The organism is Roseiflexus sp. (assembly GCF_057785375.1).
Map to the genome: position 1 here is coordinate 40,769 of NZ_JBYNRX010000024.1, position 17,509 is coordinate 58,277.

General features: G+C 62.2%; 11 protein-coding genes. 5 read left to right on the forward strand and 6 right to left on the reverse strand.

Annotated features, from left to right (window positions below; genetic code table 11):
• Positions 1-31: 31 nt before the first annotated feature.
• The 6 genes from rpoB to AC3EA7_RS04290 all read right to left on the reverse strand — a co-directional run bounded on the left by rpoB (position 32) and on the right by AC3EA7_RS04290 (position 11,280).
• Complete coding sequence (gene rpoB / locus AC3EA7_RS04265; RefSeq protein WP_488612793.1) at positions 32-3,721, reverse strand: DNA-directed RNA polymerase subunit beta; 3,690 nt, start codon at positions 3,719-3,721, stop codon at positions 32-34.
• Positions 3,722-4,510: 789 nt separating this feature from the next.
• On the reverse strand, positions 4,511-5,308 hold the full coding sequence (locus tag AC3EA7_RS04270) for a hypothetical protein (protein WP_488612794.1): 798 nt from the start codon (positions 5,306-5,308) through the stop codon (positions 4,511-4,513).
• Positions 5,309-5,310: 2 nt separating this feature from the next.
• Positions 5,311-5,661, reverse strand: a complete 351-nt coding sequence (locus AC3EA7_RS04275; protein WP_488612795.1) for a hypothetical protein — start codon at positions 5,659-5,661, stop codon at positions 5,311-5,313.
• Positions 5,662-5,832: 171 nt separating this feature from the next.
• Positions 5,833-6,429 carry an NUDIX hydrolase gene (locus AC3EA7_RS04280; RefSeq protein ID WP_488612796.1) on the reverse strand — a complete coding sequence of 199 codons (597 nt, stop codon included), beginning with the start codon at positions 6,427-6,429 and terminating at the stop codon, positions 5,833-5,835.
• A 3-nt stretch (positions 6,430-6,432) separates the two neighbouring features.
• Entirely contained in the window at positions 6,433-8,490 is a 2,058-nt protein-coding gene (locus tag AC3EA7_RS04285; RefSeq protein ID WP_488612797.1) for a serine carboxypeptidase, read from the reverse strand.
• A gap of 519 nt (positions 8,491-9,009) precedes the next feature.
• Complete coding sequence (locus AC3EA7_RS04290) at positions 9,010-11,280, reverse strand: hypothetical protein (RefSeq protein WP_488612798.1); 2,271 nt, start codon at positions 11,278-11,280, stop codon at positions 9,010-9,012.
• 116 nt (positions 11,281-11,396) lie between these two features.
• Here AC3EA7_RS04290 and lepA point away from each other — a divergent pair, with 116 nt between their 5' ends.
• The 5 genes from lepA (at position 11,397) to AC3EA7_RS04315 (ending at position 17,501) form a co-directional block, all read left to right on the forward strand.
• Positions 11,397-13,205, forward strand: a complete 1,809-nt coding sequence (gene lepA / locus AC3EA7_RS04295; RefSeq protein WP_488612799.1) for a translation elongation factor 4 — start codon at positions 11,397-11,399, stop codon at positions 13,203-13,205.
• A 44-nt stretch (positions 13,206-13,249) separates the two neighbouring features.
• On the forward strand, positions 13,250-14,263 hold the full coding sequence (locus tag AC3EA7_RS04300) for a peptidylprolyl isomerase (protein ID WP_488612800.1): 1,014 nt from the start codon (positions 13,250-13,252) through the stop codon (positions 14,261-14,263).
• Positions 14,260-15,807, forward strand: coding sequence for a nucleoside triphosphate pyrophosphohydrolase (gene mazG / locus AC3EA7_RS04305; RefSeq protein WP_488612801.1), 1,548 nt, complete (start codon positions 14,260-14,262; stop codon positions 15,805-15,807). Before AC3EA7_RS04300 ends, mazG begins: the two co-directional genes overlap by 4 nt.
• Before the next feature lie 5 nt (positions 15,808-15,812).
• Entirely contained in the window at positions 15,813-16,013 is a 201-nt protein-coding gene (locus AC3EA7_RS04310) for a DUF951 domain-containing protein (RefSeq protein WP_488612802.1), read from the forward strand.
• Positions 16,014-16,106: 93 nt separating this feature from the next.
• A complete protein-coding gene (locus AC3EA7_RS04315; RefSeq protein ID WP_488612803.1) occupies positions 16,107-17,501 on the forward strand; it encodes an NfeD family protein in 1,395 nt (464 codons plus the stop codon).
• The last annotated feature ends 8 nt before the right edge of the window (positions 17,502-17,509 follow it).

The following is a 17,509-nucleotide window of genomic DNA, read 5'->3' on the forward strand; positions in this document are numbered from 1 at the left end:
AAGCCTGCGGGCGGATGGGTCTGCCAGGCGATTAGAATTCACCGCGCTCCATTCCCGACAGATTGATGCCATCGAGCGCTGCCAGGTCGCTGTCCGCATCGTCGGTCAGTTCCACCGGCGTTTCATCGGCGCTCAGAACCTCGACCGACAGACCGAGGGACTGTAGTTCTTTGATCAACACCTTGAAGCTTTCCGGCACACCGGCCTCCTGGATCGGCTCACCCTTCACAATTGCCTCATAGGTCTTCACGCGCCCCACCACATCGTCCGACTTCACCGTGAGCATTTCCTGGAGCGTATAGGCAGCGCCATACGCCTCGAGCGCCCAGACTTCCATTTCGCCGAAGCGCTGACCGCCGAACTGCGCTTTGCCGCCGAGCGGTTGCTGCGTCACCAGGCTGTACGGTCCGGTCGAACGCGCGTGGATCTTATCTTCCACCAGGTGCGCCAGTTTCATCATATAGATGTATCCGACGGTCACCGGATGATCAAACGGCTCACCGGTGCGCCCGTCGTAGAGCGTAATCTTGCCGTCGGGCGGCAAATCGGCGCGTTTGAGCCATTCCTTGATCTCCGTCTCGGTGGCGCCATCGAACACCGGGGTGGCGATGCGATAGCCGAGGCGCGCCGCTGCCCAGCCCAGGTGAGTTTCAAGGATCTGCCCGATATTCATACGGCTTGGCACGCCGATCGGATTCAAAATGATATCGACCGGCGTCCCATCCGGCAGGAACGGCATATCCTCAATCGGCAGGATGCGGCTAACCACACCCTTGTTGCCGTGGCGTCCCGCCATCTTGTCGCCTGCCGAAATCTTGCGCTTCTGGCAGAGCAACACATCGACGCGCTGATTGACGCCGACCGGCAGTTCCACATCATCATCGCGGGTGAAGACCTTCACATCGATCACCTTGCCGCGCACCCCGTTCGGCACGCGCAGCGACGAGTCCTTCACCTCACGCGCCTTCTCGCCAAAGATCGCGCGCAGCAGACGTTCTTCCGCCGTCAGGTCAGTTTCGCCCTTTGGCGTAATTTTGCCGACCAGAATATCGTTCGGCTGCACCTCGGCGCCGATATAGATAATGCCGCGATCATCGAGGTTGCGCAGGCTCTCCTGCCCCACGTTCGGAATATCGCGGGTGATCTCTTCCGGTCCGAGTTTGGTATCGCGCGCCTCGACCTCATACTTCTCGATATGGATCGAGGTAAAGATATCTTCGCGCACCAGGCGTTCCGAGACCAGGATGGCGTCCTCGAAATTGCCGCCTTCCCATGGCATGAACGCCACCAGCACATTCTGCCCCAGCGCCAGTTCGCCATTGTCGGTGCTGGAGCTGTCGGCGATAATCTCGCCTTTGCGGACGCGCTGCCCGCGTGAGACGCTCGGGCGCTGATTAATGCAGGTATCCTGGTTCGAGCGCATAAACTTGCGCAGCCGGTAGATGCGTTCATTGCCATCATCCTCGAGGATGACAATCTCATCGCCGGTCGCCGAGAGCACCACGCCATCGGCTTTAGCGACCACCACCTGCCCGCTGTCGCGCGCCGCCACATACTCCATGCCGGTGCCGACGATGGGCGCATCGGGGCGGAGGAGCGGCACCGCCTGGCGTTGCATATTCGACCCCATCAACGCGCGGTTGGCGTCGTCGTGCTCCAGGAAGGGGATCAGCGCCGTTGAGACGCTCACCACCTGCTTGGGCGACACATCCATGTAATCGACGCGCTCAATCGACACATCGTCGAAGTCTCCCGCATGGCGCACCGACACGGTGCCTTCCAGGAAGCGATTGTGCTCGTCGAGCGGCGCATTTGCCTGCACGATGACGAATTTATCCTCTTCATCGGCGGAGAGATAATCGACCTCCTGCGATACCACCGGACGGATCCTGATCGTTTGCAACGGTGTTTCGACGATCCGTTCCGCGAGGGCGCGGTTGATCTCCTGTCCGGCGCTGGCTATGATCGCGCCGGTCTTCGGATCGACCACATCCTCGCGCAGAATCTGCCCGCGCAGCAACGAGATCGCAATGCGGCGCGCCACAGCCGCATCGACGCGCGTCCCGCGCACTGCGATCAACTCGCCGGTGCGCAGGTCGCGCACATCGCGCAGCAGCAGCCCCTGGCGCTCCCACTCGCTCGCGTTCGGCACCTCGCGGTACACCTTGCGATAGGGCGTCTCCAGGAATCCCATCTCGTTGACCTGCGCATAGGTGGACATTGTTCCAATCAGACCGATGTTCGGTCCTTCCGGCGTTTCCACCGGGCAGATGCGCCCATAGTGCGAGTGATGCACGTCGCGCACCTCAAAGCCGGCGCGGTCGCGGCTGAGACCGCCGGGACCGAGGGCGGAGAGGCGGCGCTTATGGGTCAATTCCGCCAGCGGGTTGGTCTGATCCATAAACTGCGAGAGTTGCGCGCCGCCGAAGAACTCGCGCATGGCAGCGACGACCGGGCGAATGTTAATCAGCGCGTTAGGCGTTGCCGTCTCCGGGTCTTGCAGCGACATACGCTCCTTGATCACCCGCTCCATGCGCAGGAGTCCGACGCGGAACTGTTGCTGGATCAATTCGCCGACGGTTCGCACACGGCGGTTGCCGAGGTGATCGATATCATCGGCGCGCAGACCGGGCGTGTCGTTGTTGAGTTGAATGATCCGCTCAACAATCTTGAAAATGTCGTCGGGGCGAAGCACGCGCACTTTCAGATCCGGCGCCTGACTGCGCACTTCGGAGCGGGTATCCTTCTCCCACAGGTTCTTGTTCAGTTTGTAGCGCCCAACGCGTGACAGATCATAGCGCCGCGGATTGAAGAGCAGCGCCTCGATCAGATTGCGCGCATTATCGAGCGTTGGCGGGTCGCCGGGGCGCAGGCGCTTGTACAGCTCCAGGAGCGCCTCTTTGGCGTGCCGCGCCGGCTCTTTGTCGAGCGTCACGCGGATGTACTGATGTTCACCGGTGTCCACATGTGTGAACAGTTCCAGCACATCTTCATCGCGCCCGCGCATGTCGAGTTCGTTATCCGGCGCCCACTGCCCGCTGCCATCGGGTTCCGCCTTCCAGCCAAGAATGGCGCGCAGCAGAATTGTGACCGGAATCTTGCGTTTGCGATCAACCTTGACCGAAATCACGTCGCGCTTGTTGGTCTCGAACTCGAGCCATGCGCCGCGGCTCGGGATTAACTTTGCCGAGTGCAGACTGCGCCCGGAGGTGGGATCCTTCTCTTCCTTGAAGTAGACCCCGGGCGAGCGGATCAGTTGCGAGACCACCACACGCTCGGCGCCGTTGATGACGAACGTGCCGTTATCCGTCATCAATGGAAAATCTCCCAGGAAAATTTCGCTTTCTTTCAATTCGCCGGTGCTCAGGATGCGCAACTGTACATTGACCCGAATCGGCGCCGAATAGGTGATCCCCCGTTCGCGGCACTCGTGCTCGTTATAACGCGGTTCCCCGAAGTGATAATCGAGGAAACGCAGTTCCATATTTTTGCCAGTAAAATCGGTGATCGGCGAAATTTCTTCGAACAGTTCGCGCAATCCTTCTCTACGGAACCATTCGAAACTGCTCAACTGCGTCTCGATCAGTTTGGGCAACTCGATAGCGTCTGAAATACGTGCGAACGAATAACGCTCGATCTTGCCGCGATGCAGGCTGTCGACGCCGATATCATGCGGCATGATCAGTGGCTGAAGCACAACACTTTCAGTCAACGGGGGCATTGGCACCTCGCTCTTGCTTGCCAGCCGCCAGAGATTCGGTTGCCTTTTCGTGTACGGGCAGTGGTAGACGCACCCTGGCCCTGACGCTAAGGATCATCGATCACTGGCGCCTGATTGCCGAATCCAGATTGTTTGGGCGGTAGAAAACCGAAAACACAAACACAAACTCACGGCATTGTCTTCCTTGGAGGCAGAGACCGTGGGTTGTGTTCGTGCGTCTGATGGGTCTGATCTGGAGATGCGTCTGAATAACGCATTGAATGCCGGTGAGTTCCTCCTTCGTCCGCTCCGGCGTTTGCAAATTGCGAATTACAATGATACCACGTCGGTGGCGGGGTGTCAAGGGAAGTTTTGAGCGTGTGTCTGTCGTCTGTAACGCTGCGGGCTGGAGACGTGAAAGCCCCGCTGACGCGGGTCTGGCGCGAGGTGCGCGGACCCGCCGGGGGAGGGGCTGCGGGCTGAAGCCCTTGCTCATAAAGCGAACAACCAGATGTTGCCCACTACTTGCCCGTGTGGACCGTCTTGCGGCGGACGTTGGCTGAGCCTGTCGAAGCCAACGTCCGCTGCTCTACGTCCTTGATGGTCCAGGTTGTGGTTGATTGCTCTCTTATGGACAGGGAGGCCCCGCTGACGCGGGGCGGGGCCGAGGTATGCGGCTTCGCCGCAGGGAGAGTATGGCGGCGCTCGTCGCGCGATCGTTCCGATGCTGAAGTATCGGCGATGTGATGTGACCGCCGACGGCCTGCGGAAACCTTCGATGAGATGAAGCGTTGGGCGCGCCAGGCGGCATCACGTCGAGAGATGCTGGTATGTGGCAATTCGTTCGGGTCGGTAGACGCCGCGGTCGGTCACGATGGCGTTGAGAAGGTGCGCCGGGATGCGCGCGCCGGTCAGCGCTGCGGCGGTCGGTCCGTTGGGCGCCAGGGCGTAGACCGGCACGCCTCGCGCGCGCGCAAGAGCAATTACATCGACCGCTTCAGGATGTACGCCCGCCATGTCGCCGTTCATCGCGGCGAATGCGTCGGCAACCATGCAGATGGTCGCTTCCCCGGCAATCCTCGCCCTCGTCCTCGGGACAGCGGCAGTCTGCACCATCCAGCGGAGCGCCGCGCCATCGCCGATGATCAGCAGACGGTCGTTCTCGTCGATCAACGCCGTCGCACGCCGTCCACACCGTTCCGCAGCGCGATCAAGGCGCGCAATGGCATCGGCGGTGAAGGCGACCAACGCCGGTACGTCGTCATCGCCGTTCAACAAGGCGCCATCGGCAATGGCGAGCGCCTGGTCGAGGATCGGCGCGTGTGGTGGAGGGATGACGCCACGCAGCGTTTCAGCCGCCTGGATTACTGCGCCGCGCGCGAAGTCCAGCGGGTAGCCGCGCCGTGTGCGCAGCGTCAGGATCAGCGCGTGGAGCGCCAAGCCGACGATGTCGGCATCAAAGCCGCGCTCCAGTCCGGCAACGGCGTCGAGCGTATCACTGATGCTGGCGATCTCGCGCGTCTCACCTGCCGGCGATGTCCAGGTCGCGTGTCCGTGTGTCTCGTCGCAGTGCAGGCGTCTGGCAGCGTGGAGAGGTGTATGGGGCATGGCTAGCGGTCTTTCGACATGGCGCGTTGTTCGAGCCACAGAAAGCTGCCGGCTGCTGTGAGCGCCGCCGTGACGAATGCCAGTATCAACCCAATGCGCATATGAGCATATTCGCTCTGCTCTGCGCGCAACCGCACCGCACGCAGGTCGTTGGTCGGCAATCCTTCGATGCCGTTGCGCAACGTCGTTGCCGCCGAACGGATCAGTTCCTGATGTTCGATAAAGAGCAACGCCCCGGAAACGCCGCGCGCCACGATAAAGACGAGCAGCCCAGCCGCAACGGCGAAGGTCAGACTCAATGCCACGCGACGCAGCCAGGGGATGTGGGGTGTGAGTTCGAGAGCAGTTCTCATAGTGATCTACCCGGCTTTGGCTTTGACAGGCTCAAAACGCTATCCGCGCAAGGACGCAACAGAACGTAGCGCATGCTGCGCTGCTGTGGGGGCGAATACTCATTCGCCCCTCCCCTCTGGCGAATAACCATTCGCCCCGCTGCGGGGCGGCGCCCGTCGCGCGTGCTGCGTCTATCCGGGCGTACTGTCGGCTGCGCCATCGGTCAGGGCGTCATACACCACCCGATGGACGATGGCGCGGAAGCGTCCCCAATCGCGCCAGTTTCCGTCAATCTCGTGGTCGTTCCGATCCGGCGCGGCTTCCAGCGTCGTCGCCAGCGTCGGCAATTCGCTCACATCGATGTTGCGGAATGCGCCGATCCGTTCGTGCGGGTCGCATGATCCGAGTTTGCCGCCGCACTCATCGAGCAGGAAGGCGAACGTGGCGAACGCATACGGGTGATACTCGACAACCGCCAGGAAACGCCAGATAACCGTCTGCAATCCGGTCTCCTCCTCGACCTCGCGGTTCAACGCCGCCTCGATCGTCTCGCCATGCGCCACGCCGCCGGTCAGTAACCGGAAACACCCGGCAGGATAGAACGTCTTGATCGCCGTAAGCAAGCGCCCGTTGCGCCGCCGCACGACCATACACACCTCGCCGTAGCGGTCGGACTGCGTGACCGGATTGAAGGGCTTGCCGTCGAGTGCGGCAGTAATGCGTCTTGGAGCGCCGTAGCGCGCCGCAAGCGCGGCGATATCGGCTTCGATGGCAGGCGCGAGCGGCATGGTTCACACTGATGCAGTGACCGGCATCCCAAGCTGGCGACGCCGCTCATCCGCCAGGCGCCGTTTTTCTGCGATCATCTCGTCGGTGACATACTCATCGAACGAACGCAGACCGGCAAGCTGAAGACCGTGTTTCTTCATCAGGCGATACATCTCCTTGACCTTCTCGATGTCGATATTCCGGCCAAGGGTATAATCGCCATACATATGCTCCATGGTGAGCAGCGCCGTCTCGGAGAGGCAGGCATAAGCCGTGCCCGGCGGCAATCCAATGTCGAAGCCAAAATCGGGTTCGCCGGGGAGCAGGATTTCGCCCGACTCGATCACCAGCACGTCGGGACGGCGAGCAGCGTCCTCTTTTTTGACATCGGGCGGGCGAGCCACATCGCAAACGACTGCGCCGGGCTTGAGTGTATCGACATTGATCACCCGGCCGCTCAGGGCTGATGTAGTGGTGACGATCAGATCGCATTCCGCCAGATACGGATCGGCGCTGGTCGCCGCCGTCACCCGGGCGCCAGGCGTTTCCGCCTCGATCTGCTTCTTGAGCGTCAGCAAACGTTCGACCCGCGGCGCCACCAGCACCACATCGCCGATCGCCTGCGCGAGCAGGCGGGCGCAGACCGAGCCAATCGAACCGGTTGCGCCGACGACCATCGCTTTGCCGCGTGTCAGATCGGTTGCGCCCATTTTGATGACCGCCTGTTTGGCGGCTTCGAGCGTCGCCGCCACGGTCAGCGAGTTGCCCGACGTAATGCCGATGTCGCTTTTCTGCGCGACGGTAATGCCTGCATCGCCGACGACCGACGTAAACGCGCCAAGCCCCATGATTTTTGCCCCCATACGTTCTGCCATACGGGCGCATTTGATCAGACGACGATAGGTGAACGATGTGTCGTGACGCATCAACTCGCGCGGCGTTGCGCCCAGCGTGAACAGCAATCCTTCGATCTCCTCGCCGGTCGCCTGTGAGCGGATGCCGCGCATCTTCGAGATGTACATCGGCGGGAAGTGCGCTGCCACCCGCTCGACCAGGCGCTCGGGCAGGTAGCGCGTGAAGCGGAACCGCGGGTGATTGGCGATGTACTTCGGCGACAATGGATGGATGACGAAGGCAAATCGCGGCTTCTCCGCCTCGTCGCTCAGCGTTATCACCTCCGGACCCCACTCCGCTTCATCGATAAAATTGATAATCTCGCCCTCGGTCGGGGTCGGACCCGACTCCAGGATTGCCACAACGATGGCTTCGAGCACATCGGCGGAGACGAAGGGGCGGCGCAAGGCGTCGCCGCCTGCCAGTCGCGGCGAGAGGGTGACGAGCGTGCGCACGCCGCGCGCGCGCAGGTCTTCAATCTCCTCAGGCGACGGATCATCGGTGACGATGACCTTGTGCTTCAGGTCGCGCGGCGCGAAACGCCGGATATAGGCGAAATCGCCGGCGATAACGTCCGCCCAGGCGAAATGTTTTTCGGCGCGCGCATCGTGCCCTTCGCTGCCCAGCGCCACCGGGTGGAGGACGCGGTAAGGCAGGAGCGCCGCGATCGGCAGCGTCGTTGCGGCATACATGTCGAGTTGCGGGATGGAACGCGGCAGCGGCAGGAATGGCAATCCGCTGTGAACGACCGGATCGGCGAAGCGCAACTCTGCGTCGTACTGCGCCAGCGCCTGCGCCAGGGCGTAACGGTCGATACCGCTCGTCACCAGGATGCGGCGGTAGTTGAACATGCCGCGTCGCGCCTGGTTCGCCTGCTGGACGCACCAGCGGTCGAGGGTTTGCTTAATGAGGTTGCCGGCGACGACCGGCGTGCGACGCGCCTGGCGCGCAATTGTTAGTGCTTCGTGATGAGGGTAGCGCGCCGCGCCCACATGGAACACCGGCGTCAATCCCCCCAGCCCAATGACATCTACTTTGCCATCAAAGTCGCGCACCAGCGATGCGGCAAGCGCCGTATCGCCATTGGCGCCAATGCGCCGCACTTCAATCGGTTGTCCCAGGACGGTTGCAACGAACTGATAATCGCGCCGCGCGGAACCAAGACTGATGCTCACAATTCGTTTCATGCGCGTCCCCTTTGTCGCTGAAGATCATTCCGGCGTTCAGGAAAGCGGGCGGAGTAGTACGATCCAGTATACCACTACTTCTACTTCAGTGTTCCGACGCCGACGCTCTTCTTCACGCAACGTCGTAGTGCGGCGGGCTGAAGCCCTTGCTGAGGACGCGGTTCGACCGTGCGCACCGTAAGTGAAAGCCCCGCCCAACGCCCCCTGCTCCCCACGCACTGCTCGTGGGAGAGGGGGGTGAGGGGGAAGACTGACGGCGAGCATCCCGCTCCGCTGCGCCTTTGCGCCTTCGCATTTTTGGAACAACGCCAGGACGCCAGGGTGCAAAGAGTTGGGACGCGGTTGAAATGCAGCGCTGCTGCGCCCCCATCCCCCTGCTCCCCTGGTGGGAGCAGGGGGATGGGGGAAAACCGGACAGCGGGACAGGGTATTGGCGCTAAGAGCCTATCCGAAAAATCGCTGACTGAAGTGCGACCGGGCAGGCGAAGGCATTGCCTTCGCCTGCCCAACGGATAGGCACTAAAACGGCTCCGGCGGGCGCACGCGCCACAGCAGCGCAGCCAGCCACATACTGGCGGTCACCCAGGCGACATAGCCGCCCGCAGCCAGTGTTGTGAGCCGCCCTGCCCATCCCTGTCGCCAGAGCGCTGCTGCACCCGCCGCTGCGCAGACAGCGACCAGCCAGGCGGAGAACATCAACCAGCGCGTCGAGAGGGTCGAACCACTGAAGAATGGCAACGCCGCGAACCCGCAGGCGACGATGACCGTTCCCGCCGCCAGAATGATGGCAGGAGCGCGGTAGTGGTCTGATTGCACCGCTGCGCCGTTCATCAGCCAGGCGATGCCTGCCAGGAGCGGCGCCAGCGGAAAAAAGCCGTAGTGTTGCCGGAACCCTGCGTCCCACAGTGTGCGCCATAGCGCCTCGAATGGCGCCGGCTCACGCCCTGCCAGCCCGGTCAATCCGCCGGTCGTCGTCGCTGCCAGTTGTTGCACAAACATGCCCGCGTAAGCGCTATAGAAGAAGAGCACTGCAACGATTTGCGCCGTAACGAATGCGACGCCGTAGAACGTGAGCGACTGAAGGGCGGCACGTCGTCGACGCAGCGCCAGGACGATTAACGTGGCAAGCGCAAAGCCTCCCAGCAGCGACATGTTCATCCAGAACCCAAAGTGCCCCAGGTACACAAGGAGTTGTGCCATGACCAGCGCCACGAACAGGAGAGCGCGTCGTTTCCAGGGTTGCAGCGAAAAGGGTTTTGCTACGGCGTCTTCTGGCGGGGAGGCAGTGAGATTCCAGGTGACGACCAGGATCGTGATCAGCAGCAGATGCGCAAACTGGGCAAAAATGTGGGTGCTGAAATTCCACCAGGTCGTCAGGTAACCGGCGGGCACCAGCCCATAGAGCGCCGCTGCGACCAGCGGCAGCGGGAACGAGCGGTCTACCGCGCGGTGTGATGAAGCGCCGGCATTCCGGCGCAGCGCCATCGCCAGCGCATAGACCAGGAGCGGACTGAAGGCGTCGAGCAGCGCCGCGCCAAGGTGGAGCAACGCGCGCCGATCAATGTCGAGCAGCGTAAACGGTGCGAGAACGAGATAGAAAGCAGGCGGATAGGGAAAATCGACTCCGCGATTGCGCGATACCAGCAGCACCCTGCCGAACGTTGCATCGACGAAGCGGTTGGCGTGGAACCCAATATCGCCGGGCATCGAGTCGGGGTAGATTTTCCCGCCGTAGCGAGTTGCAAAAACGATAATCACGATCAGCAGCAGCCAGCGCCAGTGCGCCGCCGGGACCTCAATGCCCAGGCGCGCCGCGGTTCGTGCCAGCGCCGGGCGAATCGCAGCGGCAGTCAGGAACGCCAGCCCTGCCAGTCCGGCGACCGCGCGCAGATGGACGCTTGCCCATCCGAGGTCAACCGCGGGTCCGCGCCAGTCAATCAACCACAACGCCGCCATGATCACCATCAGCGCCAGCCCGGCGAGCCGCAGCGTCTCCGGCGCGGCGCACAACAGCATCACCAGCGCCCATCCGATGATCAGGGCGATCAGGGCGGGTAGCACGCCGAAGGCGAAACGCGGCGGATCGAGCCACGCGCCAATCCCAGCCAGCGCCAGCAGCGGGAGCATGATTGCCTGGATGACACCCCGCTCAAAGCCAGCCCGGCGCAGCGTTGCCCACAGCACCAACGCCGCGCCGAGCCAGCCGAGGGTCGAACGCCACGGCGGCAGCGCCGGTCCTGCCTGCGCGAAGAGCGTTACGGTCGTTAGCGGCGTGCCCAGGGCGCGCTCATCACCGGTTGGGATTACAGTGGCGCTGCGGATTGCAATCTGGTAATCGCCGGTCTGATCGGCAGGAGGCGGGATCAGCAGGCGATAGATCGCGCCGGATTGACGCACTGGCAGCGAGGTCAGACGTTGACCGGACGACCAGAGTTCCAGTTCGCGCGCACCACGGGTTGCCACTTCATCGTTTACTGCCAGCACGCGCATGGTTAGCGCCAGCGGACGCTGCCCGATACCGGGAAGCCGCACGATTGCGTGGTCAGTCGTCCAGCGAAACGGACCATTGGGCGCCTCTTCGACGGGGAACATCCCGCGCACCAGCGGCAGGTCGCTGCCGGGTCCGTCCTCGCGTCCCACATCGATGGCGTAGTGCAGCGGCAGTTGCGCCGCCAGCGTCAGCAGCAGCGCGAAGAGCGCCAGCATGCGCCAGAGTGCGCCATCGCGCAGCGTTGTCAGCAGCAACGTCGCATCCGTGCCAGGAGGTGCGCTAAGAGTCGAAATCCGCATCGGCGCCGATTATCTCGATCATGACGGCGCCTGTCAACTTTCGTTGCGGCACACCACTGCATCTGCTATACTTCCATCCTGTTGGAGTAGTGCGCAGCGTCTCCTGGAAATTCAGCATGGCCGATCAGCAGCATATCCGAAACTTCTCAATCATTGCCCATATCGACCACGGAAAAACGACCCTGTCCGACCGTCTGCTCGAAATGACGGGGACGATCAGCGAACGGGAGCGCCGTGAACAGTTGCTCGATGCAATGGACCTCGAGCGCGAACGCGGCATCACGATCAAGAGCAAAGCCGTGCGCATGCAGTACGTCGCGCGCGACGGCCAGACATACCAGTTCAATCTGATCGACACGCCCGGTCACGTCGATTTTGGTTTTGAAGTCGGGCGCGCGCTCGCCGCTGGCGAAGGCGCCATTCTGGTGGTCGACGCATCACAGGGCATCGAGGCGCAAACGCTGGCGAACGTCTATCTGGCGCTGGAGAATGACCTGACGATCATCCCGGTGCTCAACAAAATCGATCTGCCCGGCGCCGATCCCGACCACGTGGCGATGGAGATCGAGCAGGTGCTGGGTCTGCCGGCTGAAGATGTGCTGCGCGTCTCCGCCAAGCAGGGGATCGGGATCGATGAACTGCTCGAAGCGATTGTCGAGCGTATTCCGCCGCCGCACGGCCAGCATGACCGTCCGCTGCGCGCGCTGATCTTCGACAGTCACTATGATCCGTACAAAGGTGTCATTGCCTATGTGCGCGTCGTCGATGGGGCGCTTCACGCCGGTGCGCGCGTGCGCATGCTCGGCACCGGCGCCGAGGCGGACGCCCTCGAAGTTGGTGCGTTTCGTCCACAGATGACGCCGCTCGACATCCTCGACACCGGCGAGGTCGGGTATGTCGCCACTGGACTCAAGCAGATCGGCGAATGCCAGGTGGGCGATACCATCACCCTTGCCAGCATGCCCGCCGAGATCGCGCTCCCCGGCTACCGCCCCGCCAAGCCTATGGTCTTCGCCGGTCTCTATCCGGTCGATACGAATGCCTACACTGATTTGCGCGACGCGCTCGAGAAATTGAAACTCAACGATGCGGCGCTGTCGTTCGTGCCCGAAAAATCGGCGGCGCTCGGTTTTGGCTTCCGCTGCGGCTTTCTGGGGTTGCTCCACATGGAGATTGTGCGCGAACGTCTTGAGCGCGAATATGGTCTTGATCTCCTGATTACTGCGCCAAGCGTCGAGTATCAGGTATTGCTCTCGAACGGCGACGTGATCACCGTCGATAATCCGGCGGATATGCCGGACGCCGGGCGGATCGAGTCGATCGAAGAGCCGATCATGCTGATCACGATCATCACGCCAACGCGCTATATCGGCGCGATCATGGAACTGGTCACTGGCAAGCGCGGCGTTTTCGAGACGATGGAACATCTCGATCCGCAGCGGGTAGCGCTCAAGTACAAAATCCCGCTCTCCGAGATTGTGGTCGATTTCTACGACCAGCTCAAGTCGCGCACGCAGGGGTATGCATCGCTCGACTACACCCTTGCCGGGTATCAGCCCGCCGATCTGGTGAAACTCGACATTCTGGTGAACGGTCAACCGGTTGATGCGCTTTCGCTTATCGTCCACCGTGATTTTGCCTATGCACAGGGGCGTGCGCTGGTCGAGCGGCTGCGCAAACTGATCCCGCGCCAGATGTTCGAGGTGCCGATTCAGGCGGCGATTGGCAGCAAGGTGATCGCCCGTGAAACCATTCGGGCAATGCGCAAAGATGTGCTCGCCAAGTGCTACGGCGGCGATGTAACCCGTAAGCGTAAACTGCTTGAAAAGCAAAAAGAAGGCAAAAAGCGCATGAAAATGGTCGGTAGCGTCGAGATACCGCAGGAAGCGTTTATGGCGGTGCTCTCGTTGAATGCCGATACGTAAGCCGTTTTTCTCCGGTTGGGCAACCATTGGTGAAAGGACCTTTTGTGAACCTCAAACATGCCATTGCTGCAATCCTGGTCGCGCTGGCGCTTGTTGCATGCGGCGCCGGAACGCAGACTGTCGCCAGGGTCGATAATGTGACGCTTACGCGCCAGGACCTCGACCAGCGTATCAGTCGCATCGAAAAAGGGTTTCAACAACAAGCGGGGATGGGTTTCCCGTTACCATCGCGTCTTGAGATCGAGCAAGAACTGGTGTCGCAATTCATCGATCAGCAGTTGACCCTCGGGTTAGCGCGGCAGCGCGGCATTACCGTCAGCGACGCCGAGGTGAATGAGCAGATCGAGCGGTTTCGCCAGCAGATCCAGATGGGAAGCGGCATGGCGCTCGAACAGGCCATCCAGGAGCAACTCGGACTGCCAGGCGAGTCGTCGCCGGAGTTTCGTCTGTTCGTCACCTACTTTCTGGCGCGCCAGAAACTTGGCGAGACGCTGGTCTCCGAAGCGGATGTTCGCCAGCGCATCTCCGACGAAGTGATGGCAGATACGCAGCGCATGGTCGATGTGGCGACAGTGGCGCATATTCTGGTAGCAACGGAAGACGAGGCGAAGCAGGTGATTGAGCGCCTCGACAAGGGCGAGGATTTTGCCGATCTGGCAAAGGAACTGTCGCAGGACCCCGGTTCGGCGAGTAACGGCGGCGTCTACGAAAATATCCAGCGCGGGCAGTTTGTTCCCGAATTCGACAAAGCTATGTTCGAGGACCTGCAACCGGGTGAGACGACAAAGACACCGGTGCAGACGCAGTTTGGCTGGCACGTGATCCGTCTGGTTTCGCGCGGGGAGGCGCCGGCGCTCGATCCTGCCAACGCGTCGGCGGTCATCGAGCAGCGGGTGGCGCAGGAGCTGCCGTTTGAGCAGCAGAGTGCGCTCGAAAGTCTGTTGCAGAGTGAAAAACAGAAGGCGATCCAGGAGCAGCGTCTGGTCGAGCCGGTCTTCCCGACGCCGACGCCTGAACCGTTGCCGACGATTGCTCCGTTGCCGACTCCAGCGCCATGATCACGCTTGTGGGTCTTGGTCCCGGCGATCCGGGGATGATCACGCGCGCGGCGTGGGAGGTCATTTCCACAACGCCCGTGCTCTATCTGCGCACCGCAGTGCATCCGACGGTCGCTGCGCTGCCGTCGTCGGTCGTCATTCGCGCATTCGACGACCTGTATGATCGGGCGGAACGTTTCGACGAGGTGTATGAGCGGATCGCCGAAGAACTGCTCGCGCGCGCGCGCGACGGTGAGCCGGTGGTGTATGCAACGCCGGGCGACCCGCTGACGGCGGAAGCCACGTCGCGCCATCTGCTGCGCCGCGCGCGCGCGCAGGGGGCGCCGGTGCGGATCATCCCCGGCGTCAGTTTCGTCGAGCCGGTCTGTGCACTGCTCGGCGTGGATCCGCTGGAACACGGTCTGCAACTGCTCGATGCGTTCGATCTGGTGGTCGATGAAGCGGCGGTTCCCGATGATACGCCGTCGTGGGCGTCGCTCCACGGCTTGACCTACACGCCGCCGCTGCTGCCATTTCCGCTGACGCCAACGCGCCCTGCGCTGATCTGCCAGGTTTACAGCCGGTCGGTTGCGTCGCACGTCAAACTGTCGCTGATGGAACGTTATCCGGCTGACCATCCGGTAATGCTCACGCATGCCGCCGGGGTCGCTGGCGAAGAATCCGTTGTCGAACTGCCGCTCCACACCCTCGACCATCGCAGCGACTTCGACCATCTGACGAGTCTCTTCGTTCCGCCGCTGACGCCGCTCGCCGACGTGCGTGGAGCGGAGGGCGTGGCATGTATCGTCGCGCGGTTGCTTGGACCTGGCGGGTGCCCCTGGGATCGCGAGCAGACGCCGCAATCGTTGCGTGCAGCGTTGCTTGAGGAGGTGCACGAGACATTGGAAGCGCTCGATGCTGGCAACGACGAGGCGCTGCTCGAAGAACTGGGCGATCTGCTGCTCAACGTGCTGATGCTGAGCGAAATGGCGCGTCAGGCGGAGCGTTTCGATGCTGGCGACGTGTTCAGTGCGGTCGCACGCAAACTGATTCGCCGCCATCCCCACGTCTTTGGCGCTCTGGATGTGCAGGCAAGCGATGAGGTATTGCGCAACTGGGAGACGATCAAGCATGCCGAGCATGTCGCCAAGGGAGTGGCGCGCCAGAGCGCACTCGACGGTGTTCCGCCGTCGTTGCCCGCGCTGGCGGCGGCGCAGAAAGTGACGTCGAAGGCGGCCAGAGCCGGGTTCGATGCGTTGGAGATTGACCACGCCTGGCAGTCGTTGGAGGAAGAAATCGCCGAATTGCGCGCCGCTGCAACCGATCCGGCGCAGGCGGAGTCGGAATTGGGCGATGTGCTGCTGGCGGTTGCCCGGTTGGGATGGCGGCTCAATGTGGATGCGGAGAGTGCGCTGCGCGCGGCGGTTGCGCGCTTTCGACAACGCTTCGCGCGGCTCGAAACGCTGCTTGATGGGCGCGATCTTAACACGCTGAGCGTCGAGGAAAAACTGGTTCTGTGGGAGCGCGCGCGTAACATGACCGATGGCGCTGACCCTGGGTGGTGACAAGCATGTCGAAACCACCGCTCGACATTCGTGTTGGCGATGTCATTCAGATGCGTAAGCCGCACCCGTGTGGCGGAGATACATGGCAAGTCGTGCGGATCGGCGCGGAGATCGGCATCCGTTGCCTGACCTGCAATCGTAATATCATGCTGTTGCGAGCCGATTTCGAGCGCCGCGTCAAACGTATCGTCGAGCGTGCATCGTGACGGTTGGCGCTACTGGCACGCAATGGCGGATCGCGGTATCATGTGTATGCGTGCTGTGTATCAACTGTCAGCCTGGAAACGAGGCGCACCACGATGCCTGCAAACTGCTCCTCTCATCAGCGCAGCAGCATACTCATTGCGGCGCTGGCGATAGTGCTGCTTCTTCTCATCTGGCCCGCCAGAGGCGCGCGAGCGCAACAGAGCGGCGGACCGCTCTATCTGGTCGAAGTCAGCGGTATTGTCACCGCGCCAACGCTTGATTATCTGCGGCGGGCAGTGCAGATTGCGGAAGCGTCGAGCGCCGATGCCTTGATTATTTCGTATAGCAGCACCGGCGGCGTGCTTCGCGAGGTGCGCGTCTTCGCAGCGGAAATCGCTCAGGCGCGGGTGCCGGTGGTGGTCTTTATCACCCCTCGCGGTACGCAGGCCGGCCCCGCAGGCGCCCTGTTCGTCACTTCAGCGCATATCAGCGCCCTTGCACCCGATACCAGCTTTGGCAGTCCGTTCCCGCTGGCGCAGGTGGACGAAACGCTCAGCCAGCAAACACGCGACCTCCTCCTCGATAATGTCAGTGCGCAGATGCGCAAGTGGAATGAAACCCGCGGGCGGAATGCGGAATGGATCGATCGTGCGGTTCGTGAAGGGGTCATTCTCAACAATCAGCAGGCGGTTAGCCTCGAGCCGCCGGCCATCGATCTGGTTGCCGCCGATCTGCGCGAATTGCTGACATTGATCGATGGGCGGATTGTGACGCTCGACGATGGCCGAACGGTGCGCATTTCGTCGATCGGGCGCACGCCGACGCTGATCGAGCCGACTCTTTTCGAGAGCCTGCGCCTGGCGCTTGCCGATCCAACCGTTGCGTTTGCGCTGCTGGTACTGGGGTCGATGGCGATCTATCTGGAGTTGAGTACGCCAGGGGTTGGATTATTCGCCGGCGCCGGGTTGCTGCTGCTACTTGGCGCGGCTGCCGGATTCCTGGCGCTTCCTGTGCTATGGTGGGCAATGACGCTGGTCATCCTCGGTCTGGTGTTGATCGGCGCCGAGTTTGTGGCGCCAACTCATGGCGGTTTGATGATTACAGGTCTGGTGATGCTCGGCATTGGCGGAGGAAATCTGATCGATGCGACGCAGGCGCCCGGCGCCGGTGTCGCCTGGTGGGCGCTGCTGATCGTCATTGGCGGGATCGCGGCAACCGCTGCGCTGGGATTGGCGCTTGCCCTGCGCAGCCGCAAGCGCCCAGCCGCTACCGGCGTCGAAGCGCTCGTCGGGCGCCTGGCGCAGGTGCGGCAACGGCTTGACCCTCGCGGTATGGTGTTCGTCGAAGGTGCGTTGTGGCAGGCGATCAGCGAGACTGATCCGGTGGAAGTGGGCGATTGGGTGCGCGTGGTTGCGGTACACAATCTTCAGTTGATCGTGCGACCGCTTGGCAGTGAGGAGTCAACGGCGCGCGAAGCGCAATCCCCCTCCGAAGGGCGCGTCGTCTAGGCAAAGGA

Bases quoted from the DNA above. Each gene is read 5' to 3' on its own strand.
- rpoB (WP_488612793.1), bottom strand. From the start codon at position 3,721: ATGCCCCCGTTGACTGAAAGTGTTGTGCTTCAGCCACTGATCATGCCG.
- AC3EA7_RS04270 (WP_488612794.1), bottom strand. From the start codon at position 5,308: ATGCCCCATACACCTCTCCACGCTGCCAGACGCCTGCACTGCGACGAG.
- AC3EA7_RS04275 (WP_488612795.1), bottom strand. From the start codon at position 5,661: ATGAGAACTGCTCTCGAACTCACACCCCACATCCCCTGGCTGCGTCGC.
- AC3EA7_RS04280 (WP_488612796.1), bottom strand. From the start codon at position 6,429: ATGCCGCTCGCGCCTGCCATCGAAGCCGATATCGCCGCGCTTGCGGCG.
- AC3EA7_RS04285 (WP_488612797.1), bottom strand. From the start codon at position 8,490: ATGAAACGAATTGTGAGCATCAGTCTTGGTTCCGCGCGGCGCGATTAT.
- AC3EA7_RS04290 (WP_488612798.1), bottom strand. From the start codon at position 11,280: ATGCGGATTTCGACTCTTAGCGCACCTCCTGGCACGGATGCGACGTTG.
- lepA (WP_488612799.1), top strand. From the start codon at position 11,397: ATGGCCGATCAGCAGCATATCCGAAACTTCTCAATCATTGCCCATATC.
- mazG (WP_488612801.1), top strand. From the start codon at position 14,260: ATGATCACGCTTGTGGGTCTTGGTCCCGGCGATCCGGGGATGATCACG.
- AC3EA7_RS04310 (WP_488612802.1), top strand. From the start codon at position 15,813: ATGTCGAAACCACCGCTCGACATTCGTGTTGGCGATGTCATTCAGATG.
- AC3EA7_RS04315 (WP_488612803.1), top strand. From the start codon at position 16,107: ATGCCTGCAAACTGCTCCTCTCATCAGCGCAGCAGCATACTCATTGCG.